We start from the raw sequence: 26,312 nt of genomic DNA, 5'->3' as shown, positions 1-26,312 counted from the left end.
GTGTAAATTCTCTCCTTCAACCGACGAATGCCCATGACCGCACCGCAACGCCTCACCGAGCGAAAACGCGAAGCCATCCTCCAAGCCGCGATTGCTGAATTCCGTAGCAGCGGTTTCGAGGTCACCAGCATGGACAGGATCGCGGCGACTGCCGGCGTATCCAAACGCACGGTGTACAACCATTTCCCGAGCAAGGAAGAACTGTTTGCCGAAATCCTGAATCGGTTATGGAACAGCATCACTGCGGAACAAGACATGCCCTACCGCTCTCAGGCGCCACTACGCAAGCAACTGCAAACGCTGTTGCAAGCCAAACTGCAGCTGCTGGCGGACGAGAATTTCCTCGACCTGGCACGCATTGCCATCGCCGCGACGATTCACTCCCCGGAGCGAGCACAAGACATGGTGTCGCGCATGGGTGAACGCGAAGAAGGTCTGACGGCCTGGATTCGCCAGGCCCAGGCCGATGGTCGGTTGAAACCAGTGGAGCCAGCCTTCGCCGCCCAACAGATGCATGGGCTGCTCAAGACGTTCGCGTTCTGGCCGCAGGTTTCAATGGGCCAACCGAGCCTGACTCAGGAGGAGCAGAGCCGGGTGATCGAGTCGGCGCTCGATATGTTCCTGAGTCGCTACGAGACCTGAATATCAGCGCCAGCGCAGATTGCGCCCCAACTCGTCGAACAAGGTCACCACCGAACGCAAGGCCCGGCAGTCCGGACGGGTCAGCAGCCACAGCGCCGTGTCGTAACCCTCCAGCGGTTCGCCCAAAGGCATCAGGCCCTTGCCTTCATCGATCAGAAAGTCCGGCAGCGCCGCAACCCCCAGGCCGGCCCGCACCAGCTCGGTGACCGAGAGCATGCTGTTACAGCGATAGGCGGGCACCACGCCGGGTAGATGTTGACGACGCCAGGCCACAGTGGGGTGATCGGGCAGGAAATCGTCCGGCGCGATCCACGTCATGGAAGCCAGCGCCTGGGTATTCGTCGAGCGCAGATACTCGGCCCCGGCACATATCCGGTAAGCCACACTGCCCAGGTTTCGACCGACCAGATGCTCCGGCGGTGTACGGGTCAATCGCAACGCAACGTCGGCATCGCGGCGGCTCAGGTTGGCAAAGTCGTTGGAAGTGCTCAGTTCAAGGCTCAACGCCGGATAAGCCGGCATGAAACGCGCAAGTGCCGGCAACAACAAGGCTTGCAGGACTGAGTCACTGCAGGTCAGGCGCACCGTCCCGCTGATAACCTCGCCGCCCTGCTCCACGCCCACCCGCGCCGCCTCCAAGGCTTGCTCTGCCCGTTCGGCTTGTTCGGCCAACGCCTGGGCCAGGCTCGTGGGCAAGTAACCCGAACGACTTTTATCGAACAAGGGCTGGCCGAGGGCGGCCTCCAAACGACGCACCGAGCGAAAGACGGTGGAGACATCCACCGCCAGCAGTCGAGCCGCCCGTGCCAGAGAGCCGCCACGGACCAGCGCGAGGATCAGGGACAGGTCGGGATAGTCCAGACGATAGTGCGTGGCTGCATTGATCACTTGGATAAACGCCAATATTGATTGCGTGAACGCCAATCTATAGTGGCAACCAGGAATCAACAAGCGGCGAGCCACCCATGGAAAAACAGCACCCCCTCAACATCGCCCTGGTCGGCGATTATGACCCGCAAATCACCGCTCACCGAGCGATCCCCCTCGCACTTGAACTGGCCGGCAGGCAAACGGGCCACGACATTCGCTTCCAGTGGCTGGCCACCAACGGGCTTGTCGACGATACGTTGTTGAATGACTTCGATGGTGTCTGGTGCGTCCCCGGCAGCCCCTACCAAAATGAAGAAGGCGCCTTGCGAGCCATTCGTTTTGCCCGCGAACAACGTCGGCCTTTCCTCGGCACCTGCGGCGGCTTTCAGCATGCTGTGCTGGAATATGCCCGCAACGTGATGGGCTGGGCTGACGCCGCCCATGGCGAAACGTCCCCGAAAGCTGAACGGGCATTATTGACGCCGCTGAGCTGTGCCTTGGTCGAGACCATCGACAGCCTTCAGCTTGATGCGGGCTCGCTGATTGCCAAGGCCTACGGCCGACAGACCGCGTTCGAGGGCTACCATTGCCGCTTCGGGGTTAATCCAGATTTTGAAAAAGACTTGCTGAGCCAACGTCTGAACGCCGTTGCGAGGGATTCGGCCGGCGACCTGCGGGCGGTGGAGCTGCAGGATCATCCTTTCTTTGTCGCAACATTGTTCCAGCCAGAACGCGCCGCACTGGAAGGCCGCGTGCCGCCACTGGTCAGCGCTTTTGTCGAAGCCTGCGCGAGGAACACGCCATGAGCGCCGCTCATTATTACGCCGTGATTTTCACCTCCCTGCGTACCGAGGGGGACCAAGGCTACGCCGAAGCCGCCGAGCGCATGCTCGCCCTTGCCCGGGAGCAGCCCGGATTCCTGGGCGTCGAATCGGCCCGTGGCGACGACGGCCTGGGGATCACTGTTTCCTATTGGAACGACGAAGCAGCCATCCTGGCCTGGAAGCAACATCCCGAACACGTCGCGATCCGCGAACGTGGCCGATCAACCTGGTATGCCCAGTTCCAGACGAGGGTGTGCAAGGTCGAACGAGACTATGCCTTCCAACGCCAAACTTGATGCCAGGCCACAGAACCTGTGGGAGCGAGCTTGCTCGCGAAAGCGGTGGGTCAGCTGCAGCGCTGTTGAATGTGCCTACGTCTTCGCGAGCAAGCCCGCTCCCACATTGAATCTTTGGTGTTCACAGATCCTGGTTTTCAGCCTTCGACCAACTGCCGCACCGCAACAATTTCCGGCAGATCGCTGCGGGCCATGTACACACGCAGCGGCTCGGTGAGGTTGATCCGGTCGTCGACGTTCTGGTCCAACAGCAACTGGATTCGCTCGCGCTTGAGCGCCATGGTGCCGTCTGCCGCCGGGGCCCAGGCAAATTCGCTGGTGGGGATGATGCCGTCATCGGCGACATCCATGCCAAAAGCGTCTTCGCTGAAACGCACGATGTATCGGCCGGTCTTGCGGTTCAGGCCGACAAAACCTTTTAGCTGGTCGGCGGCCTGGCAGATGAGTGTCGAAGTGATGCGCATGGTAAACCTCATGGATGCGTCCCGTGGGACGTCTGATCGATGGTTTACACGCAGGGCAAGCGAATGATGTTCAGGTTTCCCTCTACCGGGGAACTGGTGCGACCAAGGGTACTTCAAAGTGGTTGGAAAGTGCGTGGGGAAATCTGCTTTACGCAGGTCAATGTCGGTATGGCGATAGCGTCCGCAGCGTTCAATTGTTAAAAGAGAGGTTTTACAGAAACCACGAAAGGATCTCGAGCATGCCTGTCACCTTTACCCGTAGCGCCCTGATGCTCAGCCTGTTACTCGGCCTCGGCCAGGCACACGCCCTCGAAACGCCAAGTCCGAAGGCCCTGGCAACCCAGCAGGGGATTCCCCATCCAGCGGTCATCGCCCATCGCGGCGCCTCGTTCGACGCCCCGGAATCGACCGCCGCAGCCTACAAGCTGGCGAGGGACCTGGGAGCGGATTACCTGGAGCTCGACCTGCAACGCAGCAAGGACGGCGTCCTGTTCGTCTTGCATGACGACAACCTGCTGCGCACCACCGATGTCGCGACCAAGTTTCCCGAGCGCAAGGACAGCAGCGCCAACGCGTTCACCATGGCCGAACTCAAGACGCTGGACGCCGGCAGTTGGTTCAACGCGGCTTATCCGGACCGTGCTCGGCCTTCCTTTGTGGGCTTGAAGATCCTGACGCTGGACGAGGTGATCAACATCGCCGAGGGCAACCCCCAGCAGAAACCAGGGCTGTACATCGAGACTAAGGAGCCCAAGCTGTTTCCCGGCATCGAACGTGACCTCAAGGACAAATTGCAGGACCGTGGCTGGCTGAGTCCGTCCGGGTCCAAGCTGGCCAAACGCGCCACCGGCGTGGGCCAGGGCAAAGGCAAAGTGGTCTTGCAAACGTTCGAGAAGAGCAGCTTGGAACTGCTTCATCAGGAAATGCCCAAGGTGCCGAAAATCCTGCTGCTGTGGGTGGGTGAAGGCAACATCGAGCCTAAATCAAAAGTGACATTCGCCGAGTCCGGCGAAACCGACAAGGCCGCCTACTACGCCAGACAGGAGCCCAAGGACAAGGCCGAGTTCGAGCAATGGATCCAGTACGCCAAGGCCCACGGCGCCATCGGCACCGGACCTTCAGCGGCACTGACCCATGGTGGCAGCCAGAGCTATTCGGACCTGGTGAAACCGTGGATGAACCAGTACACCCATGACCAGGGTCTGCTGGTACATGTCTACACCGTGGATGAACCGGTGGACTTCAAGAAAGTGATGGATGCCGGCGTAGATGGCATTTTCACCAACCGCTCCAGTGAGTTGCTCAAGTACTTCAAGCGTCCCGAAACCGGCAGTGTGGTGCAACTATTGGAGAAGAACGGTTATTAAGAATCGGGGGCGGATCGGTGCGGTCGGCGCAAGTTTTCCGAATTAAGGGTGAATTAAGTTGCCAGAGATAATCTGGCCCCACTTAAACGAATCACCCTTTAACGACACCAAGGAAAGACATATGAAAACTTTGACTGCCCTGTTCACCGCTGCCGCCCTGACTCTCACCGCTGGCCTGGCCCAGGCGGATGTACGAATCGACCAGATTCCTCAATTGGTCAAGGACGGCAAGATCAAATCCCTCGAGTCGATGAATGCCGAAGCCCTGAAGTTGCACCCGGGCGCCACCATCACCGACACCGACCTGGATAACCACTTCAACGGCTACGAATATGAAGTGGAACTCAAAACTGCCGATGGCAAGGAATTTGACGTTGATTTCGACGCCACCACTGGCAAAGTCTTGTCGAACAAACAAGACACTTGATCCATGGAAATAAAAGAAGCCGCGCAACTTGAAAGTTGCGCGGCTTTTTCGTGAACGCTGACCAAGCCTTCGCCGCAGCCCAACCGTCACAAAACCTTCAAAGAACCCTGCAATGATGCCGCACAAGTGAACCTGTCATCGCCGCGACAGGCACTCCCGCCAGCGAGCCTTCATGAACCACAGCATCGACCAAAGCCATCGCGACCCGGACCTGTTCGGCCTGCTTTACGGGTTTCGCTTCCTGCCTGGCGAGCGCGGACGAGAAATTGATTCGGCCCAGGCCCTGCAAAGCCTGCAACAACCGCAAGATCCCGACGAATTCCTCTGGCTGCACCTGAATTTGGCCCACGCCGCGTGCGAGCGCTGGATGAAAAGCCGGCTGGCCTTGCCCCAGGAATTCTTCGAAGCCTTGCACGAGGGCTCGCGCTCGACCCGCATCGAGCACGTGGACTCGGCCTTGCTCGCCGTGGTCAACGATGTGGTGTTCAACCTCAGCAACCTGGTGTCCTCGGATGTGTCCACGTTGTGGGTTTGCGTGAGCAGTCGGCTGATTGTCAGCGCACGCCTGCAACCGCTGCACTCGGTCGACAAGCTTCGCTCATCGGTCAAGGCCGGCGAGTGCTTTCGGTCACCTTTGGAGTTGCTCGTGCATCTGCTGCGCGACCAAGGCGAGGTGCTGACCCAGATCGTGCGCAAGACCAGCCTCAGCGTCGACCAGATCGAGGATCAGTTGCTGTCTTCACGCCTGTCCACCAACCGCGCCGAACTGGGCAGCCAACGCCGGGTGCTGGTGCGCTTGCAACGTCTGCTGGCCCTGGAGCCGGGTTCGCTGCTGCGTCTGCTCAATCGCCCGCCGCAATGGCTGCAGAAAGAAGACGTCAAGGAACTGCGCAAATCCACCGAGGAGTTCGCCCTGATCATCAACGATCTCACGGCCCTGGGCGAGCGCATCAAGTTGCTGCAGGAAGAAATCGCCGCCAACCTCAACGAACAAAGCAACCGTACCCTGTTCACCCTGACGGTGGTCACGGTACTGGCGTTGCCCATCAACATCATTGCCGGTTTCTTCGGCATGAACGTCGGCGGCGTGCCGCTGGCCAGTGATCCCGAGGGCTTCTGGATCCTGGTGGCGCTGGTCGCCACCTTCACCGTGATTGCAGGCCGATGGGCGTTTCGCAAGCGGCGCGATTATTGAACCTGATCACTTCAAGTTTGCATGGAACCTTGTGGCGAGGGAGCTTGCTCCCGCTCGGCTGCGCAGCAGTCGTAAAAGCTGTCGCACCGCACTGAATAGCTATGGGGCTGCTGCGCAGCCCAGCGGGAGCAAGCTCCCTCGCCACGGGTGTTACCAAGCCCTATTCAAAACCGATCAATGCCATCAGGCACTCAACCGCGCCGTCACTTCGTTCAGCTGCCCCGACAACCCGTGCAGATCCCGACTGGCCGCTTCAGTACGCTGCACATTGTCCAGGTTGGTGCTGGCGATGCAGGTGATTTCAGTCAGGTTGCGCGAGATATCCTCGGCCACGGAGGTCTGCTCCTCCGCCGCCGTGGCAATCTGGCGATTCATGTCGCGAATCGCTTCGACAGCCTGGGTGATACGTTCGAGCATCTCGCCGGCCTGAGTCACCTGCTCGACACTTTCTTCGCTGCGCGACTGCCCGCTCTCGATGGCCTGGGCCGCGTCCACCGCGCCTGTCTGAACGGTCTGGATGATCTGGTTGATCTCGATGATCGACGACGCGGTGCGCTGGGCCAGGCTGCGCACTTCATCGGCCACCACCGCAAAACCGCGCCCGGCCTCGCCGGCCCGCGCGGCTTCAATGGCGGCGTTGAGGGCCAACAGGTTGGTCTGCTCGGCGATCCCGCGAATCACTTCCAGGACCTTGCCGATGCGTCCGCTGTCGGTTTCCAAGCGGCGGATCACCGTGGCCGTGTTGGCAATCTCGCCGCGCATTTGGGTGATCGTGTGGATGGTGCCTTGCATGACCTTTTCGCCCAACTGCGCGGAATGATCGGCATCATCAGCGGCCCGCGCCGCGTCGGCGGCATGACGGGCAACTTCCTGGGCGGTGGCGGACATCTCGTTCATCGCCGTTGCGACTTGATCGGTGCGTTCGAATTGCTCGCTGGTGCCTTGGCTCATCAGGCTGGCAATCGCGTTGAGCTCGCCGCTGGCGCTGTCCAGTTCCGTGGCGCTGCGTTGCAGCCGGGTGAAGGTTTCAGCGAGGAAGTCACGCAACGTATTCGCCGCCAGGGCCAGGTCGCCCAACTCATCCTGACGTGTGCTGGTTACGCGCTCGGCGAAACGCCCACGGCTCAGTTGAGTCACGTATTCGATCAGGCTACGGATTGGCTGCACCAGGTTGCGGTTGACCAGCCACAGACTCAGCAAGCCGACCAGCAATCCCGAAAGCAGCATGATCACGGTGCCCAACAGGATCGTACGATCCGCACCGGCACTGATCAGCGCCGATTGTTCATCGCCCAGTTTGTGCAACTCCACCACCAATTCGCTCATCTGCTCGCTGGCGGCACGGTCAACACCCTTGACCGCCGCGTCCCCTGCCGCGGCGTCTGCACCAGCGGAGACAAACGCATCACGCCCCTTTTGATAGGCGGCACCCAATTGCGCGTGCTCGCCCCGCAGGCGTTCGATGCGCGTCCTGATCGACGCCGGGACACCTTCGTGCTTGATCAACTCACCCAGGAGGTTCTGGACATCGCGCTGGCGATCATCGAACTGCTTCCAGTATTTTTCCAGGTCCGCGGGCTGCTTGCCGCGCAGCAAGACGTTTTTCCATTCCTGGACTTGTACCTTGAATTGCAGATTGGCCTCGTCGATCAATTGCGACGCACGCAACGGGCCATCAATCAGGCTGCGATAATTCTGGATGCCATCGGAAAGGAAATGAAAGGAGGCCAGGGCGATCAGCAGCATCGCCAACAGGCTGCCGCTCAGCAGGGCCAGAATCTGCGCTCTCAGGGATTTTTGTAGAAACATGGAGTCGATCTCTTCGAAGAAAGGACCTCCATGTCCAGGGTCCACTCTCGCTACTGAATGTGGAGGATATGTACACAGGATCGGCCCCCAGGCCCTGTTCTTGAGCCCTGCCGACCACCGGTAGCGACGGCGTTTTCGCTGCTGGACATGACCTGTCCAGACAAGCCCACCGGTCGCCCCACCAGGATTGAAAGTCTTTTTGTCATTTCTCCTGGGGTATCCTGCCCACGCTTTGTAGAAGCGCGGATCTACCCGATCAATCAACAGACTTTGCGAGGAGCGCGAAATGCACGAGATCCCTAATCTCCCCTTCCCAAGCCTGCACGAACCTGAGCAGACGACCCCGCTGCAAGCCGGAGGGCAACCCGACGCCCAGCAACCCGAGCAGCAGCAAACCACTGAACGCCGCCAGGCCGACAACGAAGACTGATCCACCCGCAGCACCAGACTGTGTGGAAAGCGCAAGGCTCTGTACGAAATGTATCCGCACTCGCCCATACTGCGTTGAAACGGGGCTCGGAATGCTCATGTACTCCAGTCCACTGCGCTTCCTCGCCCCGTTTCGCCTTGTCTGGCCTTCGCGCGAACACATTTCGTACAGAGCCTAAGATGCGCTTTCCACACCGCCTGAATCCGAGCCCCACGCCATGACCGACGACACTTCCTCCTTCAGCCCGGCCCAGGCCAGCGTGCTGATCGGCACCGCCGAGAAAATGGTCGAGATCTGGACCCGCCTCTCTCCCGAAAAACAAGCCACCCTGCTGGCTCGGTTCGGCACGCAAGAGAATGCCCTGGCCGCGCTGGTCACCACACACTTGATCGCTGGCAAGACCACAACCGAACCGCCGTCCGGCAAATAGTTTTACTTTTCCACGCGCCACCGCTGCGGTCGCCGCTATCATAAGCAGCCTATCTATCCTGCTGCCCCGTGGACCCTCTTCCCATGCCAGATCCCCAGCGCCCCATGGCGGTCACGCTGCAAGTCGTTTCCATCGTCCTGTTTACCTTTATCGGCTATCTGAACATCGGTATTCCCTTGGCCGTGCTGCCCGGGTTCGTCCATGGCGAGCTGGGGTTCGGCGCGGTAATCGCCGGGTTGGTGATCAGCGTCCAGTACTTGGCCACGCTGCTTAGCCGTCCTTATGCGGGACGCATCATCGACAACCTGGGCAGCAAGCGCGCGGTCATGTTCGGCCTGGCCGGGTGTGGTTTGAGCGGCGTGTTCATGCTGGTTTCTGCCTGGACCGCAGGCATGCCGGTCCTGAGCCTGACCAGCCTGTTGATCGGTCGCCTTGTGCTGGGCAGCGCCGAAAGCCTGGTCGGCTCGGGCTCGATCGGCTGGGGCATCGGCCGGGTCGGCGCGGCGAATACCGCCAAGGTCATCTCGTGGAACGGCATCGCCAGTTACGGCGCGCTGGCGATCGGCGCGCCGTTGGGGGTGTGGCTGGTGAAATCCCTCGGGCTGTGGAGCATGGGCGCCAGCATCATCCTGCTGGCCGTGCTCGGGCTGGCATTGGCTTGGCCGAAAACCGCCGCGCCCATCGTCGTCGGCGAGCGCCTGCCGTTCATGCATGTGCTGGGGCGCGTATTGCCCCACGGCTGCGGCTTGGCCTTGGGTTCAATCGGGTTTGGCACCATCGCGACCTTCATCACCCTGTACTACGCCACGCAGCACTGGGACAACGCCGTGCTCTGCCTGAGCCTGTTCGGCGCCTGTTTCATCGGTGCGCGGCTGTTGTTCGGCAACCTGATCAACCGTCTCGGAGGGTTCAGGGTCGCGATTGCGTGCCTGTCGGTGGAAATCCTGGGCTTGCTGCTGTTATGGCTGGCGCCTGATGCGCAGTGGGCCCTGGCGGGCGCGGCATTGAGTGGTTTCGGCTTCTCGCTGGTGTTCCCGGCACTGGGCGTGGAGGCGGTCAACCTGGTGCCGGCTTCCAGCCGTGGGGCGGCGGTGGGGGCTTATTCGCTGTTCATCGATTTGTCGCTGGGGATCACCGGCCCATTGGCCGGGGCGATAGCCGCCGGTTTCGGCTTTGCCTCGATCTTTCTGTTCGCTGCGCTGGCGGCACTGGGTGGGCTGGCATTGAGCGTCTACCTGTACCGTCAGGCGCCTCGCTACCGTGAGGCGCGGGAGAAACTCTAGAAATCCACCTTGCCGCGCCCGGCCTTGATCGAGCCGCGCTTGGTCTTCGATTCGAGGCGACGTTTTTTCGAGCCGAGGGTCGGTTTGGTCGGGCGGCGTTTCTTTTCGACCTTGGTGGCGCTGAGGATCAGTTCGACCAGGCGCTCCAGCGCATCGGCCCGATTCTGTTCCTGGGTGCGGTATTGCTGGGCCTTGATGATCAACACACCGTCGCCAGTGATGCGACTGTCGCGCAGCGCCAGCAACCGTTCCTTGTAGAACTCGGGCAGCGACGACGCAGGAATATCGAAGCGCAAGTGCACAGCGCTGGAAACCTTGTTGACGTTCTGCCCCCCGGCGCCCTGGGCGCGAATGGCCGTCAGCTCGATCTCGGCGTCCGGGATGTGCACGGTGTTGGAAATGACCAGCATGGAATGTGTCCGGTGTCAGGGTCCACAGGATACCGCGAATCCCAGAGACAACACTTAACCCCTTGTGGGAGCGAGCTTGCTCGCGATAGCGGTGTGCCAGTCAACATCAATGCTGCTGATCCACCGCTATCGCGAGCAGGCTCGCTCCCACAGGGGATTTGTATGTGGCCTGAAAGAACAAACCCGGCACTCGGCCGGGTTTGTCTTCTTTCAGCGATGCTTACTTGGCGGCAGCCGCCACGGCCAGCTCATGCCGAGCCTCGCGCTTGTTCTTGATCACATAGCACACCCACATGAACACCACCCACACCGGAATCGCGTACACCGAGACCTGGATGCCGGGGATCAGCAACATCACGCCGAGGATGAACACCACGAACGCCAGGCAGACATAGTTGCCATACGGGTACCACAGCGCCTTGAACAGCGGCGTCTGGCGAGACTGGTTCATGTGCTGGCGGAACTTGAAGTGCGAGTAGCTGATCATCGCCCAGTTGATCACCAGGGTCGCGACCACCAACGACATCAGCAGCTCCAGCGCATGCTGGGGAATCAGGTAATTGAGCAGCACCGCCACCAGCGTGACCGCCGCCGAGGCGAGGATCGAGCGAACCGGCACGCCGCGCTTGTCGATTTTCGCCAGGGCCTTGGGAGCATCGCCCTGCTCGGCCATGCCCAGCAACATGCGGCTGTTGCAGTAGGTGCCGCTGTTGTACACCGACAGTGCGGCAGTCAGCACCACAAAGTTGAGGATGTGCGCAGCGGTATTGCTGCCCAGCATCGAAAACACCTGCACGAACGGGCTGCCGCTGTAGGCATCGCCGGAAGCGTTAAGGGTGGCCAACAGGCTGTCCCAAGGCGTCAGGGACAACAACACCACCAAGGCACCGATGTAGAAAATCAGGATCCGGTAGATCACCTGGTTGATGGCCTTGGGGATCACGGTCTTCGGCTTGTCGGCTTCAGCGGCGGTGAAACCGAGCATTTCCAGGCCACCGAAGGAGAACATGATGATCGCCATCGCCATCACCAGGCCGCTCACGCCGTTGGGGAAGAACCCACCGTGGGACCACAGGTTGCTGACTGACGCTTGCGGGCCTCCGTGACCGCTGACCAGCAGGTAGCTGCCCAGGGCAATCATGCCGACGATCGCCACGACCTTGATGATCGCGAACCAGAACTCGGCCTCGCCGAAGACCTTGACGTTGGCCAGGTTGATCGCATTGATCAGGATGAAGAACGCCGCCGCCGAGGCCCAGGTCGGAATGTCCGGCGCCCAATAGTGAATGTACTTGCCAACCGCCGTCAGCTCGGACATTCCCACCAGGATGTAGAGGATCCAGCAGTTCCAACCCGACAGGAACCCGGCGAAACCGCCCCAGTACTTGTGGGCAAAATGACTGAAGGAGCCGGCCACCGGCTCTTCGACGATCATCTCGCCGAGCTGGCGCATGATCATGAAGGCGATGAAGCCGCAGATGGCGTAGCCGAGGATCATCGACGGGCCGGCTGATTTCAGCACCCCCGCCGAGCCGAGGAACAGGCCGGTGCCGATCGCGCCGCCAAGGGCGATCAGTTGAATGTGGCGATTTTTCAGGCCGCGCTTCAGCTCGCCTGAATGCGAGTTTTGTCCACTCATGAAAAGGGTCTCACGCAAGGTTTGATGATATTCGTTAGACGTTGCCGCTCGAATCGGATCTCAAGCAGCGCCGATCAAACCCCAGCGCAGGCACCAGGAATTCAGCGTTTTTACAACGGTCATGCGTCACCTGTTTGTTTTTATCTGTGACGAAATCGAACCCGACACGCTTGTGGCGTGGCGGAGTGAACAAGGCGGATAACCTTGAAAGTGCGTGGCTACGCGAAGGGTCACAGTAAAACGCGGCGCATTGTACACCGCTGCCCCCCTGCTGCCAGACACCACCGGATCAGCGTGTCATTTGCCGGGATCGCACGGGGCCGCCTCGAACATCTCGGGCGGCTGCGAAAACAGGTCCGGGCTCTTGCGAGCCGTTGAAGTGTGGAGTGCGAAAAACACAACCACGGGAGAAGGGAAACGGAGCTACGGCGTTCATTGCGCCTCCTTTTTGTTATTCACCTGCACGACAGGCATGGAGCGCATCTCACCCTTGAAGAAGCGCTGAAACAAGCGGGCCGGAGCTCCAGAACCAGTCCACGTCGGGGCCATGCGGAAGCTTTTTCTTACAACCGGGAAAACCTGCCTCTGCAACCCGCACGCAAGGCTTTTTTCGTCATCAATTCTTTACAGCGCGTAAAGCAGACTTTCCATCAAGGGTGTTTGCAGACCCTGACCACAAATTGACGGTAGGTAGCTACCTAACGAAGACAACCCACCAGACGACTGTTTTTAAACAGCTAATTTGCCCATGAAAAAATGGAACAAAAAGTTCAGACAAAAAAAATAAAATAATTTTTTGCATTCCAAAAAACCCTCGACTAGGTTTTCAGCCACTTGCCCAGGCATCGTGCCGGCGAGTTTTTGCGGTGCCGATTCAGCCGGGTTCCACTCGCCGAATCGGCCCGCGTTTTCCGCAAAAGTCATCTAGGAGATTCACTATGCAAGCACTGGACAAAGACTTGGAAACCGAACTGCAACTGGACGAATGGTTCGAGGCACCGACCCATGAAGCCGCCGTTGAAATGATGCAAGCCGACGCCGTCGTTCCGTTCGGCACGGCGATGTGGCCTCTGTAAGCGATACCCGGCGGAGCTGATCCGGCCGGTCGGCTCCGCATCCTGCTGTCAGGAAGCCAAATCAATCGTCAGGGAAGAATAAGCATGGACACACAACGAGCCATCTCACATTTCCTTTACTACCTCGAACATCATCCTGCCCTGGCTGGCGTCCAGCCCGCCAAGGTATTGCTCGGCCACACCGCCGATTACGAAGCGTTGGCCGGCAGCATCGCAGAACAAGCCGGGAGCACTTTGCCGTTCAGGTTCAACGCCATGCGCTTGGACCTCGAACCCACGGAGCGGCTGTCCCAGGCCATTGCCGACAGCGATCTGTACATTTTCTTCTACGACTCATCCACCCTTCCCAACCCACGCCCCGATGGCCCGGATTTTGTCCGCGCGCTGCAGGGCGTAATGGCGGACAACTGGAAAAAATCGCTGTTGTTCAAAGACTATGGCGACTATTTCTACGACACTTTCAGCGTCATTCCCCAACGGATCGCCGGGCTCAATAGCCACCTGATCCGCCGCATGTCCCAGGCTACGACGTTGAGCTTCGAAGATGAGCACGGCTCGTATTTCGACACCGCGCTGCACAACGTCAAGAAGTGGACCGACATCAATGGCGTCGGCAACTACGATCTGGCTCCCGGCGAAATCGCCACCCACAGCGACACCATCAATGGCCGGGTGAAATTCGTCGGGACTTTCCTGAGCACGATTCCCTTCGCACGCAAATATGGCGTGCTGCAGTCGCCGCTGGAGCTGTGGATCGAAGACTCCACGATCCAGAAAATCGCCACCGATGTCCCGGGTCTGGAACACGATTTCAACCGGTACCTGGACGCCAACCCGTCCAATCGACGCATCGAAGAACTGGGGATCGGCACCAACGAAGGGGTCAAGAGCCTGTACGCTCGCAACGCCGGTTTCGAAGAGCGCCATTGCGGCCTGCACCTGGGGCTCGGTGGCGGCGCCAAGGGCAGCCATCACCTGGATCTGATTTTCGAAAGCGGTGTGCTGGCGCTGGACAAAGAGCCGATGTTTGATGGGCGGTTTGTGCTTTAGGCTGAAATCGATTGTGGGGCTGCTGGCGCCATCGCGAGCAAGCTCGCTCCCACAGTTGATCTTCATTGAACCATGGGTCTGTGCTCGACGCGGTCCCTGTGGGAGCGGGCTTGCTCGCGAAGATGGACTCAAAGGCACTGCATCACTAAAGCCAGGCCAAAAAAAACGCCAACCCAACGGTCGGCGTTTTTTCTTGCAGCTTGCAGCTAGAAACTCACAGCTGCCTCACTCCGGCTTACGACGCCCAAACCCCGGACGCTGTCCCGAACCTGCCGGGGCACCACGGCGCTTGCCCGACGGTGCATCGCGGTCAGCCAGGATGATGCCCGGGCGCTTTTTCGGCGCAGGCTTGGCCGGGCGCTTGGTGTCGGCCGGGCGATCCGCCACTGGCGTACCGCGACCAGCCGGGGCTCCACGCCCTTCGCCACGCTCGGTACGACCATTGGCCGGACGTGGCGCACGCGGACCGCGCTCGCCGTCCTGGCGTGGTGCTGGCTTGCGGGCCGGACGTTCGCCTTCGATCTGCGGCTCGCGGGAAGGACGCGGGCCGGTCGCTACGCCGTCGGCCGCCGGGCGCAGTGTACGCACGCGCTCGGTCTTGCCCATCGGACGCGAAGACTTGCGCTGCATCCGCTCCAGCTTGTCCTTGCTCTTGGCGGTCATCTGCGGCATTGCCACAGGCTTGAGGCCCACTTCGGCCGCCAGGATGTCGACTTCCTGCTGGGTCATTTCACGCCAGCGGCCCATCGGCAGGTCGGAGTTGAGGAACACCGGGCCGAAACGCACACGCTTCAAGCGGCTGACCACCAGACCCTGGGATTCCCACAGGCGCCGCACTTCACGGTTGCGACCTTCCATCACCACGCAGTGGTACCAGTGGTTGAAACCTTCACCGCCCGGCGCCTGCTTGATGTCGGTAAAACGCGCCGGGCCGTCTTCCAGCACGACGCCGGCCTTGAGGCGCTCGATCATCTCGTCATCGACTTCGCCACGCACACGGACGGCGTATTCGCGGTCCATCTCGTAGGACGGGTGCATCAGACGGTTCGCCAGCTCACCGTCGGTGGTGAACATCAGCAAACCGGTGGTGTTGATGTCCAGGCGACCGATGTTGATCCAGCGGCCTTCTTTCGGACGCGGCATCTTGTCGAACACAGTCGGACGGCCTTCCGGGTCGTCACGGGTGCAGATCTCGCCGTCGGGTTTGTTGTACATGATCACGCGGCGCACCGTTTCGGCGGCCTCTTCACGCTTGATCACCTTGCCATCGATGGTGATGGCGTCATGCATGTCGACGCGCAGGCCCAAGGTGGCGTCTTTGCCGTTGACCTTGATGCGGCCCTGGGTAATCCAGGCTTCCACGTCACGGCGCGAACCGACGCCGATGCGGGCGAGGACTTTTTGCAGTTTTTCGCCTGCTGGGCCGATTTCCTGGCTGTCGTTCTGGTCTTGGTCGTTCATTTCTGGGCACCTCCCGGTGTGGTCGAGCCAGGCTTGGCCTGACACTTTGAAAACAGGTCTTTCGGCGAAGGGATCGCCAAAGGGTCGCGAATCATACGCTCGTTGAGGTGATTGCGCATCAGAGACTAGCTGATCGAAATGCCCTTGGTGCTTTTTCCGCCGATCGGTGGCACCCGACTTAATGAAGGCCCCTGTGGGACGGCGGTGGATCAGCCAGTGTTTGCAAACCAGTTGAGTCAGTCGTCGAACTGGCGCCGTTCGTTTTCGATCGCTTCAGCCAGGGCGCGGGCCTCGGCCTCTTCATCGCTCAGTTCGGGCTCAGGCGGCGCAAGGGCGGCGACGGCGGCCAGCAATTTTTCCCGGGCTTCGGCGACGCCAAGGATGTCCTCCTCCGGCTCGGGCTCGATTTCACTGAGCGGCGTCGGTTCATCCGCTTCTTCTTCGAGGCCCGGCTCCTCACGCAGCAGGTCGTCGAAGTCGGTCTTCAAGCCCTCCTCCATCGTGTCCAGTTCCAGCAGCAACGAATGGAAACTGGTCTCTTCCTTCGGCTCCTCAGGCTCGGCACTGGCGTCGGCCAGTTCCTGCAAGCCCTGGGGCACCGGAGCGTCGTCGAATTCCAGCATCGGCTCGGGTTCCAACTCCCGCAGTTCCGCCAGCGGCGGCAGGTCGTCGAGGTTCTTCAGGTTGAAGTGATCGAGAAAGGCCTTGGTGGTGGCGAACATCGCCGGCTTGCCCGGTACGTCGCGATAACCGACGACGCGAATCCACTCGCGCTCCAGCAAGGTCTTGACGATGTTGCTGTTGACCGCCACGCCGCGCACATCCTCGATCTCGCCGCGAGTGATCGGCTGGCGATAAGCGATCAGCGCCATGGTTTCGAGCAGCGCCCGGGAATAGCGCTGCGGCCGTTCTTCCCACAGGCGCCCGACCCACGGGGCAAACTTCTCACGGATTTGCAGGCGGTACCCGGACGCCACTTCCTTGAGCTCGAAAGCCCGACCCTCGCAGGATTTTCCCAGCAATGTCAGGGCTTTCTTGAACACGGCCGGCTCGGGCCGCTCGCCTTCTTCGAAGAGTTCGAACAGACGCTCCATCGATTGTGGCTTTCCCGAGGCCAACAGGAAGGCTTCAAGCAAGGGGGCCAGCTCGCGGGGTTCAGTCAGATTCATTGATTTGCTCGTTATTCGGCTCGGGCTCGCACGTGGATCGCTGCGAACGGCTCATTCTGCACCAGCTCGACCAAGGATTCCTTGACCAATTCCAGGATCGCCATAAACGTCACCACCACGCCCAGCCGCCCTTCCTCGGCGGTGAACAGCTCGACGAAGGGGACGAAGCCGCCGCCCTTGAGCCGTTCCAGCACATCGCTCATGCGCTCGCGGGTCGACAGTGCCTCGCGACTGACCTGGTGGCTTTCAAACATATCGCCCCGGCGCAGGACCTCGGCCATGGACATCAGCAACTCTTCCAGGCTCACGTCCGGCAGCAACTTGCGTGCCCGCGCCTCGGGGGCATCGAGCTTGGGCACCACCACATCGCGCCCGACCCGGCTCAGGCCGTCGATGCCCTCGGCGGCCACCTTGAAGCGCTCGTATTCCTGCAAGCGGCGGATCAGCTCCGCCCGAGGATCGTCTTCTTCCTCCTCGACTTCGGCCGAGCGCGGCAGCAGCATGCGCGACTTGATTTCGGCAAGCATGGCCGCCATCACCAGGTATTCCGCCGCCAGCTCCAGGCGCACCGACTGCATCAGCTCGACGTAGCCCATGTACTGGCGGGTGATTTCCGCCACGGGAATGTCGAGGATATTGATGTTCTGTTTGCGGATCAGATACAGCAGCAGGTCGAGCGGACCTTCGAAGGCTTCAAGGAAAACCTCCAGCGCATCCGGCGGAATGTACAGGTCCAGGGGCATCTCCATGACCGCCTGGCCATAGACCATCGCGAAGGGCAGCTCCTGTTGCGCGCCAGCCTGGCTGTCCACGCTGTCGACGGCGGTCTCCACAACGGACATTCAGGCCTCGACCATGAACGGCGTCGGGTCGCCGCAGCCGACGCGCACCACCTGCGGCTCCCCGTCGGCCAGATTGATCACCGTGGAGGCCTTCATGCCACCGAAACCGCCGTCGATGATCAGGTCGACCTGATGTTCGAGCATCTGGCGGATTTCGTAGGGGTCAGTCAGCGGATCGGTCTCGCCGGGCATGATCAGCGTCACGCTCATCAAAGGCTCCCCCAGCTCCGCCAGTAGCGCCAAGGCAATGGGGTGGCTCGGCACGCGCAGGCCGATGGTGCGTTTTTTGGGATGCAACAACAGCCGCGGGACTTCCCGGGTGGCATTCAGGATAAAAGTATAAGGGCCCGGTAGATGGGCCTTGAGCAGGCGGAAAGTGCCGGTATCGATCTTGGCGAACAGCCCCAACTGCGAAAGATCGCTGCAGATGAGTGCGAAGTTGTGCTTGTCATCCAGCTGACGCAGGCGTCTGACTCGCTCGACGGCATTCTTGTCGCCGATCTGGCAACCGATGGCGTAGGACGAGTCGGTGGGATAAACCACCACGCCACCGCCACGGATGATTTCCACGGCCTGTTTGATCAGGCGCGCTTGCGGGTTTTCCGGATGAATCTGGAAAAATTGACTCACGTGTTCTACCTGTTCAGACGGCGGCGATAACGGGATCATGTTTGAATCTACACCATAGTGGTGGCAGATCTTCCGGCAACGGGCGATATTCGCCTATCTCGGACCAGCCCCCCGGGCCATGGAAATCGCTGCCGGCGCTCACCAGCAATCCAAACTCCCGGGCGAGGATCGCCAGGCTGCCGACCTGCTCGGCCGGCTGATGGCCATTGACCACTTCGATGGCATGGCCCCCTGCTTGAATATAGTCGGCTATCAGGCGGCGGCGCTTGCTGCGGGTGAAATCGTAGTGCCAGGGATGCGCCAGGCTGATCCAGGCGCCGGCGGCCCGCAGTGTCCCGACCGTCTCCTCGAGTGTCGGCCAGTGCTGCTTGACGTCCCCCAGCTTGCCGGCCCCCAGCCATTTGCGGAAGGCTTCGGCGCGGTCCTTGACGAAACCTTCGCGCACCATCCAGTCGGCAAAATGCGGCCGGGCCGGCGCGTTGCCGCTGTCGCCCAATTCCTGCTGGATCTGCCGGGCCCCTTCCAGCGCACCGGGCATGCCCTTGAGGGCGAGCTTGCGGCTGATCTCCTCGGAGCGCAGCCAACGACCATCGCGCAACTCGGCGATGGCCTGGACCAAGGGCGGTGCCGTCACATCAAAACCGTAGCCCAGTACATGAATGGTCGCCCCGCCCCAGGTACAGGACAGCTCGACCCCGTTGACCAACTGCATGCCCAGCGCGGTCGCGGCACTGCGGGCCTCGTCGAGGCCTTCGAGGGTATCGTGATCGGTCAGGGCCAGGACTCGCACGCCGTGCTCGAACGCCCGCGCCACCAGAACCGCAGGCGCCAGGGCCCCATCGGAGGCCGTGCTATGGCAGTGCAAATCAACATTCACGGGACTTTGTTACCTCAAATCAGCTGGCCCTATCGCGGCCAAGGATGTTTGTTATTATGCCGCCACATCCTGCTCCTGGCTGCCACTGTGAAACAATTCATCGATTTCATCCCGCTCCTGCTGTTTTTCATCGTCTACAAACTTGATCCCCGGACCGTCGATATCGCCGGCCACTCCTTGACTGTAGGCGGTATCTACAGCGCCACCGCGGTGCTGATCATCAGTTCCCTGGTGGTCTACGGCGCGCTGTTCATCTCCCAGCGCAAGCTGGAGAAGAGCCAGTGGCTGACCCTGATCGCCTGCCTTGTATTCGGTAGCCTGACCCTGGCCTTCCATAGCGAGACGTTCCTCAAATGGAAAGCCCCGGTGGTCAACTGGCTGTTCGCCCTGGCCTTCATCGGCAGCCACTTCATCGGCGACCGCCTGCTGATCAAGCGCATCATGGGCCACGCCATCAACCTGCCCGAGCTGATCTGGACCCGCCTGAACATCGCCTGGATAGCGTTTTTCCTGTTCTGTGGCGCCGCCAACCTGTTCGTTGCGTTCACGTTCCAGGAATACTGGGTCGACTTCAAGGTGTTCGGCAGCCTGGGCATGACGTTGCTGTTCCTGATTGGCCAGGGCATCTACCTGTCCCGTCACCTGCACGATGCCGACCCCACCACGCCAAAAACCGAGGACTGACATGCTCTACGCCATCATCGCCACCGACGTCGCCAACTCCCTGGAAAAACGCCTGGCTGCCCGCCCTGAGCACCTGGAGCGCCTGCAACAGCTCAAGGCCGAAGGCCGCATCGTGCTGGCCGGTCCCCATCCGGCGGTGGACAGCAACGACCCAGGCGCCGCCGGTTTTACCGGCAGCCTGATCGTGGCCGAGTTCGAGTCCCTGGCCGCCGCACAAGCCTGGGCCAAGGCCGACCCGTTCGTGACAGCTGGCGTCTATGCCAATGTCGAGGTCAAGCCGTTCAAGCAAGTCCTGCCGTAAATTTCCCCGGCGCGATGAGCCTTCCTGGCTCATTGCGCTCAATGGCTCATTGTTCTCGTCCGCCTGCCGACAACCTGTCTAATCTGCTAAATCTCGATTGGAATTCAGGAGCTGCAATGCGCAAAGGTCCGTTGTGCCTGTTGTTGGTCACGTTGGCGATCGGGGCGCCCGCCCATGGCGAGGAAACCTCCGAAGCCGGCCATTCGACGCCCTTGTCGCTGAGCGCAGGCGGCCAGATCGCCGAATTGCAGCAACGCTTGAAAGACAGCGAGCGCATGCGTGAAGAGCTCACCCAACAATTACAGAACACCAACGGCGAACGCGAAAGCGCGCTGGTGGGACGGTTGCGCCAGGAAAACCAGCGCTTGAAATTGCAGCTCAAGGAAGCCCAGGCCAATCCCCTGCCACGCCTGCTGACCGATCAGCAGCAATGGTTCGTGGTGGGCGCCGGGGTAGCGCTATTGGCCCTGCTCTGCGGTATCTTTGCCAGCGGTGGACGTAGACAACGTCGGCAATGGCTAAATTGAGTGAGTCATGAGCGAGCTGTTACTGATAGATGATGACCAGGAGCTGTGTGAGCTCCTCGGCAGTTGGCTGGGCCAGGAAGGTTTCCAGGTCCGCGCTTGCCACGATGGCCTGAGCGCCCGCAAGGCCCTGGCCGAAACCGCCCCGGCGGCGGTGGTGCTGGATGTGATGCTGCCCGACGGCAGCGGCCTGGAATTGCTCAAGCAATTGCGCAACGATCATCCGGAGCTGCCGGTATTGATGCTCTCGGCCCGTGGCGAGCCGCTGGACCGCATCCTCGGCCTGGAATTGGGCGCCGATGATTACCTGGCCAAACCCTGCGACCCACGGGAACTGACCGCCCGCCTGCGCGCCGTGCTGCGGCGCAGCCACCCGACGGCCGTGTCCAGCCAGATCGAACTGGGCGACCTGACCTTCAGCCCGGTACGCGGCGTCGTCAGCATCGACGAGCAGGAACAAACCCTCACGGTGTCCGAAAGCCGCCTGCTCGAAGCGCTGCTCAAGCAACCGGGCGAGCCGTTGGACAAGCAGGAGCTGGCGCAGCTCGCCCTGGGCCGCAAGCTGACCCTGTACGACCGCAGCCTCGATATGCACGTGAGCAACCTGCGCAAGAAAATCGGCCCCCACCCCGATGGCCGGCCACGGATCGTGGCGCTGCGTAGCCGGGGTTATTACTACAGCCTCTAAGGCACTGCGCCGATCTCTTGTGGCGAGGGGATTTATCCCCGCTGGGGTGCGAAGCGCCCCCTATTGCTGCCATTAAGGTATATCAGTTGAAGCCGTGGGGGCCGCTGCGCGCCCCAGCGGGGATAAATCCCCTCGCCACAGCAAGCTCCCTTGCCACGGGGATTAGTCTTCGCCCGCTGGATTTGTCAGGTCCGCACCAAACCGTCTTTACCCAAGCTTTACCCACCCCTGACCGCCGCTGACCTTGATCTCCGTAATCTGGACACATCCGGAACTGACCGGGAACGAGACAAGGAGAAACACCATGCGCAAGACCCTCACCGCCCTGATGTTCGCCGCAGCCCTGCCGACCGTCGCCATGGCCATGCCCGAAGGTCCTGGCCCGATGGGCCCGATGGACGGCCCGCGCCACGGTGGCCAGATGCATGACAGAGGTCCCTACAGCCAACTGGACCTGAGCCACGAGCAACGCCAGCAGATCCGTCGGATCATGGGCGAACAACGCCACGAACAACGTGAACTGGTGGACAAATACCTGGCCAAGCTGTCGCCAGCCGACCAGAAAGCCATGCAGGACGAAAGGGAGGCTCGGCACCAAAAAGTCGATGCGCAGATCCGCGCACTGTTGAAGCCGGAACAACAGAAAGAATTCGACGCGATCCAGAAGAAGCAGGCCGAACGTCGGGCCGAGTGGGCCGAATTCAAGGCCTGGAAAGCGCAACAGCCGCAAAAAGCGCAATAATGCCCTGAAGTACCACCAGCCCAACGGCACACCGCCGTTGGGCTTTCTTTGTTTTCGAGGATAAATCCGTGCGTTCATTGTTCTGGCGCGTCCTGGCCAGTTTCTGGCTGGCCATCGCTCTGGTGGCGGGACTTTCGATTCTGATGGGCCACATGCTGAACCAGGACGCCTGGATCCTCAGCCGTCATCCAGGCCTCAATACCCTGGCCGAAGAGTGGACGCAGACTTACGAAAGCCAGGGCGAAGACGCCGCGCAGGCCATCCTCCAACAGCGCAAGCGCCAGTATCACATCGACGTCCAAGTGCTCAACGAAAGTGGCGACCCGGTGGTGCGCGGCACCTTTCCGCACCGTGCCGCCGCGTTCGAGGCGCGCCAGAACAACGACGACCGACGCCTGCCCTGGCGGCGCCTGACCGACGAGTTCACCAGCGCCAAGACCGGCGACACGTACCTGTTCATCTACCGCATCCCCCACCCCGAATTGGACGCCTGGCACCGCGGCAGCTTGCTCTGGCCCCTCAGTGCCCTAGCGATTGCCCTGGTAGTACTGACCTTGTTCAGCCTGTTGGTGACCCTTTCCATCACCCGTCCGCTGAGCCGACTGCGCGGCGCGGTGCATGACCTGGGGCAAGCGGCCTATCAGCAGAACAGCCTAGCCAAGCTGGCCAACCGACGGGACGAATTTGGTGTGCTGGCCACGGATTTCAATCGCATGGGCGCGCGCCTGCAAAGCCTGATCGCCAGCCAGCGCCAACTGCTGCGCGACGTTTCCCACGAATTGCGCTCGCCCCTGGCCAGGCTGCGCATCGCCCTGGCACTGGCGGAGCGCGCGAGCCCCGAGGAGCGCGAAAAACTCTGGCCGCGACTGACGCGTGAGTGTGATCGACTGGAAGCGCTGATCAGTGAAATCCTGGTCCTGGCTCGCGTCGATGCCGACAATGCCAGTGCCGAAGAGGTCGATCTCAACGGGCTACTGATCAATCTACAAAAAGATGCCCAGATGGCTTCGCCGGAGCAAATCGTGCAGCTGGAAACCGAGCCGAACCTGGCCCTCAAGGGTTGGCCGACGATGATCGAGCGTGCCGTGGACAATTTGTTGCGCAACGCCCAGCGCTTCAGTCCGGACGGGCAGCCCGTCGAAATGCGCGCGGTGCGCCAGGGGGAGCGAATCCTGGTCAGCGTGCGCGATCACGGGCCGGGCGTCGAGGCCGAGCATCTGGGCCAACTGGGCGAACCGTTCTATCGCGCGCCCGGCCAGACCACTGCCGGTCATGGCCTGGGCCTGGCGATCGCCCGCCGCGCAGCCGAACGCCACGGCGGAGCGCTGGTATTGGCCAACCATCCCGAGGGCGGGTTCATCGCGACGCTGGAATTGCCGTTGGTGCCGGGGGCAGTAGTCCCCCCTACAGACCAACAGTGAACCCCGTGGCGAGGGAGCTTGCTCCCGCTCGGCTGCGCAGCAGTCGCAAACTGGTTGGCGGGATTTACCTGTTGCACCGCGGCGCCTGGTTTTGGGGCTGCTTCGCAACCCAGCGGGAGCAAGCTCCCTCGCCACAGGAAATCAAGCGCCCCGATCAAACCAAACGATAATTCCTCTTATTCAAACCGCCCCGCCCTGTTAGACTTTGCGCCCGCGTTTCACTCGTCCCGCAGGATTTCCAATGCCGTCGTTGCCTCTTCGCTTATGCGCTCTGCTGTTGGCCTTGGGCCTGAGTGCCTGCGATGACGCCCCGCGTTTCACCCAGGCCGAGCCCGGCGAAGCCAAGTCCGGTGGCAACGCGACGGTACGCAAGGCCGACCAGAATGCCTTTTCCCTGCCTTCGGCCAACCTGCCGCCCTCGCGGCGCGTGGATTTCAGCGTCGGCAACAGTTTCTTCCGCAGCCCTTGGGTGATCGCTCCTTCGACGACGACTGCCCGCGATGGCCTCGGTCCCTTGTTCAACACCAATGCCTGTCAGAACTGTCATATCAAGGACGGTCGCGGCCACCCGCCCGCACCAGACGCAACCAGCGCGGTATCGATGCTGGTGCGCCTGTCGATTCCCGATGCAGCGCCGTACGCCAAGGTCATCGAACAACTCGGCGTCGTGCCAGAGCCTGTCTACGGCGGACAATTGCAGGACATGTCCGTGCCAGGCGTTGCGCCGGAAGGCAAGGTGCGGGTCGATTACTCGCCAGTCCCGGTGCGTTTCAACGACGGCACCGTCGTGGAACTGCGCAAGCCGACCTTGCAGATCAGCCAATTGGGGTATGGCCCGATGCACCCCGACACGCGGTTTTCGGCCCGCGTCGCACCGCCGATGATCGGCCTGGGTTTGCTCGAGGCCATCCCCGACGACGCCATCCTGGCGAATGCGCAGGCTCAGGCACGGGACAAAAACGGTATTGCTGGCCGTCCGAACAGGGTCTGGGACGATATCCAGCAAAAGACCGTGCCGGGGCGTTTCGGCTGGAAGGCCGGGCAGCCGAACCTCAATCAACAGAACGTCCATGCGTTTTCCGGCGACATGGGCCTGACGACCAGCCTGCGTCCGTTCGACGATTGCACCGAGGCCCAGGTCGATTGCAAGCGCGCGCCCAACGGCAACGGTCCGAAGGGCGAGCCGGAGGTCAGCGACAACATTCTGCGCCTGGTGTTGTTCTACAGCCGCAACCTCGCCGTGCCGGCCCGTCGCGACGTGAACTCGCCCCAAGTGCTGGCGGGCAAGAATCTGTTTTTCCAAGCGGGTTGCCAGTCCTGTCACACCCCCCAATACACCACGTCCGCCAACGCTGCCGAGCCGGAGCTGGCGAACCAGGTCATCCGCCCCTACTCCGATTTGCTGCTGCACGACATGGGTGAAGGGCTGGCTGACAACCGCAGCGAGTTCCAGGCCAGCGGCCGCGACTGGCGGACTCCGCCGTTATGGGGTATCGGCCTGACCGAAACCGTCAGCGGTCATACCCAGTTCCTGCACGACGGTCGCGCCCGCAACCTCCTCGAAGCCGTGCTCTGGCATGGCGGCGAGGCCCAGGCGGCGCAGCGACAGGTCTTGGCTTTCAACGCCGAGCAGCGCGCTGCGCTGTTGGCTTTCCTGAATTCCCTTTAACGTTATTTCCTGAAACGGGAGCCCGACATGTTCCGTCCCAAGCTGTTGTTCACCAGCCTCGCCGCCATCGCCCTCGGCGCCTGCTCGCCCCAGGATCCCCAGGCGGTCACGTCGGCTGCCATTGCCAAGCAAGTGATCCTGCCGACCTACAGCCGCTGGGTCGAGGCAGACCGGCAATTGGCGAGCAGTGCCTTGGCGTTCTGCCAAGGCAAGGAAACCCTGGAGACCGCCCGCGCCGACTTTCTCAAGGCACAAAAAGCCTGGGCCGAACTGCAACCGCTGCTGATCGGTCCACTGGCCGAGGGCAACCGTGCCTGGCAAGTGCAATTCTGGCCGGACAAGAAAAACCTGGTCGGCCGCCAGGTCGAGCAACTGGTCAACAGCGAGCCGCAGATCGACGCCGCCGGCCTGGCCAAATCCAGTGTTGTCGTGCAAGGGCTCTCCGCCTACGAATACCTGCTGTTCGACGCCAAGATCGACATGGCCGACAGCGCCCAGAAAGCCAAGTATTGCCCACTGCTTACCGCCATTGGTGAACGCCAGAAGCAACTGGCCGAAGAGATCCTGTCTCGTTGGAACACCAACGACGGCATGCTCGCCCAGATGAGCAAGTTTCCTAACCAGCGCTACGCCGATTCCCACGAGGCAATCGCTGATCTGCTGCGGGTCCAGGTCACTGCCCTGGACACCTTGAAGAAAAAACTCGGCACGCCAATGGGCCGCCAGAGCAAGGGCGTGCCGCAACCGTTCCAGGCCGATGCCTGGCGCAGCCAATCGTCACTGCAAGGCCTGGAAGCCAGCCTGAGCGCCGCCAGGACCGTGTGGGTCGGCGTCGACAACAAAGGCCTGCGCGGTCTGCTGCCAAGCGACCAGAAGCCATTGGCGGACAAGATCGATGCTGCCTACGATGCCTCGTTGAAGCTGTTCGCCAGCAGCCAGCGCTCACTGACCGACATGCTCAACGACGACGCCGGGCGCCAGCAACTCAACGATTTGTACGACAGCCTCAACGTCGTCCATCGCCTGCACGAGGGCGAACTGGCCAAGGCGCTAGGCATTCAACTGGGCTTCAACGCCAACGACGGTGACTGA

The 26,312-nt window shown here is 61.3% G+C and carries 30 protein-coding genes and 1 pseudogene; 19 read left to right on the top strand and 12 right to left on the bottom strand.

Features of this window, described 5'->3' with window-relative positions:
• The first annotated feature begins 33 nt into the window (after positions 1-33).
• Complete coding sequence (locus KSS97_RS07585; protein WP_217861402.1) at positions 34-642, top strand: TetR/AcrR family transcriptional regulator; 609 nt, start codon at positions 34-36, stop codon at positions 640-642.
• Between the two features lie 3 nt (positions 643-645).
• Here the strand turns inward: KSS97_RS07585 and KSS97_RS07580 are convergent, their stop codons facing one another.
• Positions 646-1,593 carry a LysR family transcriptional regulator gene (locus KSS97_RS07580; RefSeq protein WP_217861401.1) on the bottom strand — a complete coding sequence of 316 codons (948 nt, stop codon included), beginning with the start codon at positions 1,591-1,593 and terminating at the stop codon, positions 646-648.
• Positions 1,594-1,607: 14 nt separating this feature from the next.
• On the opposite strand from KSS97_RS07580, the gene KSS97_RS07575 reads away from it, so the two are divergent.
• The gene (locus KSS97_RS07575; RefSeq protein ID WP_217861400.1) at positions 1,608-2,318 is read left to right on the top strand and encodes a CTP synthase C-terminal region-related (seleno)protein; all 711 of its coding nucleotides are present in this window, start codon (positions 1,608-1,610) and stop codon (positions 2,316-2,318) included.
• Positions 2,315-2,632, top strand: coding sequence for an antibiotic biosynthesis monooxygenase family protein (locus KSS97_RS07570; RefSeq protein ID WP_217861399.1), 318 nt, complete (start codon positions 2,315-2,317; stop codon positions 2,630-2,632). The genes KSS97_RS07575 and KSS97_RS07570 overlap by 4 nt, the downstream gene beginning before the upstream one ends.
• A gap of 137 nt (positions 2,633-2,769) precedes the next feature.
• Here the strand turns inward: KSS97_RS07570 and KSS97_RS07565 are convergent, their stop codons facing one another.
• Entirely contained in the window at positions 2,770-3,096 is a 327-nt protein-coding gene (locus KSS97_RS07565) for a DUF2025 family protein (RefSeq protein ID WP_181288567.1), read from the bottom strand.
• A gap of 239 nt (positions 3,097-3,335) precedes the next feature.
• On the opposite strand from KSS97_RS07565, the gene KSS97_RS07560 reads away from it, so the two are divergent.
• The 3 genes from KSS97_RS07560 (at position 3,336) to KSS97_RS07550 (ending at position 6,085) form a co-directional block, all read left to right on the top strand.
• Positions 3,336-4,463 (top strand): glycerophosphodiester phosphodiesterase, encoded by a 1,128-nt coding sequence (locus KSS97_RS07560; RefSeq protein ID WP_198797928.1) that lies wholly within the window; start codon positions 3,336-3,338, stop codon positions 4,461-4,463.
• A gap of 121 nt (positions 4,464-4,584) precedes the next feature.
• The gene (locus KSS97_RS07555; protein ID WP_030142484.1) at positions 4,585-4,890 is read left to right on the top strand and encodes a PepSY domain-containing protein; all 306 of its coding nucleotides are present in this window, start codon (positions 4,585-4,587) and stop codon (positions 4,888-4,890) included.
• A gap of 172 nt (positions 4,891-5,062) precedes the next feature.
• Entirely contained in the window at positions 5,063-6,085 is a 1,023-nt protein-coding gene (locus KSS97_RS07550; protein WP_198797929.1) for a transporter, read from the top strand.
• Between the two features lie 183 nt (positions 6,086-6,268).
• Here the strand turns inward: KSS97_RS07550 and KSS97_RS28705 are convergent, their stop codons facing one another.
• Both KSS97_RS28705 and KSS97_RS28700 read right to left on the bottom strand, forming a co-directional pair.
• A complete protein-coding gene (locus KSS97_RS28705; RefSeq protein WP_410002310.1) occupies positions 6,269-7,036 on the bottom strand; it encodes a methyl-accepting chemotaxis protein in 768 nt (255 codons plus the stop codon).
• 117 nt (positions 7,037-7,153) lie between these two features.
• Positions 7,154-7,312 (bottom strand): annotated as a pseudogene (locus KSS97_RS28700) (HAMP domain-containing protein); the annotation flags it as partial.
• 868 nt (positions 7,313-8,180) lie between these two features.
• Here KSS97_RS28700 and KSS97_RS07540 point away from each other — a divergent pair.
• The 3 genes from KSS97_RS07540 (at position 8,181) to KSS97_RS07530 (ending at position 10,037) form a co-directional block, all read left to right on the top strand.
• Positions 8,181-8,324 (top strand): hypothetical protein, encoded by a 144-nt coding sequence (locus KSS97_RS07540; protein ID WP_187293363.1) that lies wholly within the window; start codon positions 8,181-8,183, stop codon positions 8,322-8,324.
• A 217-nt stretch (positions 8,325-8,541) separates the two neighbouring features.
• Positions 8,542-8,754, top strand: coding sequence for a hypothetical protein (locus KSS97_RS07535; protein ID WP_217861398.1), 213 nt, complete (start codon positions 8,542-8,544; stop codon positions 8,752-8,754).
• Positions 8,755-8,837: 83 nt separating this feature from the next.
• Positions 8,838-10,037, top strand: coding sequence for an MFS transporter (locus KSS97_RS07530; protein WP_217861397.1), 1,200 nt, complete (start codon positions 8,838-8,840; stop codon positions 10,035-10,037).
• Here the strand turns inward: KSS97_RS07530 and arfB are convergent.
• From arfB to KSS97_RS07515, 3 genes are all read right to left on the bottom strand, one after another.
• A complete protein-coding gene (gene arfB, locus KSS97_RS07525; protein WP_030142489.1) occupies positions 10,034-10,447 on the bottom strand; it encodes an alternative ribosome rescue aminoacyl-tRNA hydrolase ArfB in 414 nt (137 codons plus the stop codon). The two genes, KSS97_RS07530 and arfB, sit on opposite strands and share 4 nt — an antisense overlap.
• Before the next feature lie 220 nt (positions 10,448-10,667).
• Positions 10,668-12,086 carry an amino acid permease gene (locus KSS97_RS07520; RefSeq protein WP_198797934.1) on the bottom strand — a complete coding sequence of 473 codons (1,419 nt, stop codon included), beginning with the start codon at positions 12,084-12,086 and terminating at the stop codon, positions 10,668-10,670.
• A 729-nt stretch (positions 12,087-12,815) separates the two neighbouring features.
• Positions 12,816-13,010, bottom strand: coding sequence for a hypothetical protein (locus tag KSS97_RS07515; RefSeq protein ID WP_217861396.1), 195 nt, complete (start codon positions 13,008-13,010; stop codon positions 12,816-12,818).
• 14 nt (positions 13,011-13,024) lie between these two features.
• Here KSS97_RS07515 and KSS97_RS07510 point away from each other — a divergent pair, with 14 nt between their 5' ends.
• On the top strand, positions 13,025-13,162 hold the full coding sequence (locus KSS97_RS07510; protein WP_003178782.1) for a hypothetical protein: 138 nt from the start codon (positions 13,025-13,027) through the stop codon (positions 13,160-13,162).
• An 84-nt stretch (positions 13,163-13,246) separates the two neighbouring features.
• Positions 13,247-14,212: a M29 family metallopeptidase gene (locus tag KSS97_RS07505; RefSeq protein WP_217861395.1), complete on the top strand. Its 966-nt coding sequence runs from the start codon at positions 13,247-13,249 to the stop codon at positions 14,210-14,212.
• Positions 14,213-14,437: 225 nt separating this feature from the next.
• Here KSS97_RS07505 and rluB read toward each other — a convergent pair whose 3' ends face one another.
• The 5 genes from rluB to KSS97_RS07480 form a co-directional block, all read right to left on the bottom strand.
• Positions 14,438-15,673, bottom strand: coding sequence for a 23S rRNA pseudouridine(2605) synthase RluB (gene rluB / locus KSS97_RS07500; RefSeq protein WP_030142493.1), 1,236 nt, complete (start codon positions 15,671-15,673; stop codon positions 14,438-14,440).
• Positions 15,674-15,909: 236 nt separating this feature from the next.
• The gene (gene scpB, locus KSS97_RS07495; RefSeq protein ID WP_030142494.1) at positions 15,910-16,842 is read right to left on the bottom strand and encodes an SMC-Scp complex subunit ScpB; all 933 of its coding nucleotides are present in this window, start codon (positions 16,840-16,842) and stop codon (positions 15,910-15,912) included.
• Positions 16,843-16,853: 11 nt separating this feature from the next.
• Positions 16,854-17,684, bottom strand: a complete 831-nt coding sequence (locus KSS97_RS07490; protein WP_030142495.1) for a segregation and condensation protein A — start codon at positions 17,682-17,684, stop codon at positions 16,854-16,856.
• Positions 17,685-18,314, bottom strand: a complete 630-nt coding sequence (locus KSS97_RS07485; protein WP_030142496.1) for an L-threonylcarbamoyladenylate synthase — start codon at positions 18,312-18,314, stop codon at positions 17,685-17,687. It abuts the gene before it with no gap.
• 13 nt (positions 18,315-18,327) lie between these two features.
• Complete coding sequence (locus KSS97_RS07480; protein WP_030142497.1) at positions 18,328-19,191, bottom strand: PHP domain-containing protein; 864 nt, start codon at positions 19,189-19,191, stop codon at positions 18,328-18,330.
• An 87-nt stretch (positions 19,192-19,278) separates the two neighbouring features.
• Between KSS97_RS07480 and KSS97_RS07475 the strand changes: the two genes are divergently transcribed.
• The 8 genes from KSS97_RS07475 to KSS97_RS07440 all read left to right on the top strand — a co-directional run bounded on the left by KSS97_RS07475 (position 19,279) and on the right by KSS97_RS07440 (position 26,312).
• Complete coding sequence (locus KSS97_RS07475) at positions 19,279-19,875, top strand: septation protein A (protein ID WP_030142498.1); 597 nt, start codon at positions 19,279-19,281, stop codon at positions 19,873-19,875.
• A 1-nt stretch (position 19,876) separates the two neighbouring features.
• Positions 19,877-20,176 carry a YciI family protein gene (locus KSS97_RS07470; RefSeq protein ID WP_030142499.1) on the top strand — a complete coding sequence of 100 codons (300 nt, stop codon included), beginning with the start codon at positions 19,877-19,879 and terminating at the stop codon, positions 20,174-20,176.
• Between the two features lie 116 nt (positions 20,177-20,292).
• Positions 20,293-20,703 (top strand): SH3 domain-containing protein, encoded by a 411-nt coding sequence (locus tag KSS97_RS07465; protein ID WP_030142500.1) that lies wholly within the window; start codon positions 20,293-20,295, stop codon positions 20,701-20,703.
• A gap of 7 nt (positions 20,704-20,710) precedes the next feature.
• A complete protein-coding gene (locus KSS97_RS07460) occupies positions 20,711-21,388 on the top strand; it encodes a response regulator transcription factor (protein WP_030142501.1) in 678 nt (225 codons plus the stop codon).
• Between the two features lie 304 nt (positions 21,389-21,692).
• Positions 21,693-22,130 carry a Spy/CpxP family protein refolding chaperone gene (locus KSS97_RS07455; RefSeq protein WP_030142502.1) on the top strand — a complete coding sequence of 146 codons (438 nt, stop codon included), beginning with the start codon at positions 21,693-21,695 and terminating at the stop codon, positions 22,128-22,130.
• 68 nt (positions 22,131-22,198) lie between these two features.
• Positions 22,199-23,551 (top strand): sensor histidine kinase, encoded by a 1,353-nt coding sequence (locus KSS97_RS07450; protein ID WP_030142503.1) that lies wholly within the window; start codon positions 22,199-22,201, stop codon positions 23,549-23,551.
• A 241-nt stretch (positions 23,552-23,792) separates the two neighbouring features.
• The gene (locus KSS97_RS07445; RefSeq protein WP_217861394.1) at positions 23,793-25,220 is read left to right on the top strand and encodes a di-heme oxidoreductase family protein; all 1,428 of its coding nucleotides are present in this window, start codon (positions 23,793-23,795) and stop codon (positions 25,218-25,220) included.
• Between the two features lie 27 nt (positions 25,221-25,247).
• Entirely contained in the window at positions 25,248-26,312 is a 1,065-nt protein-coding gene (locus tag KSS97_RS07440) for an imelysin family protein (RefSeq protein WP_030142505.1), read from the top strand.

It is taken from the genome of Pseudomonas alvandae, assembly GCF_019141525.1.
In the GTDB taxonomy this organism is placed as follows: Bacteria; Pseudomonadota; Gammaproteobacteria; order Pseudomonadales; family Pseudomonadaceae; genus Aquipseudomonas; species Aquipseudomonas alvandae.
The sequence above is the reverse complement of the archived record's forward strand: the minus strand, read 5'-3'. Positions and strand labels throughout refer to the sequence as shown.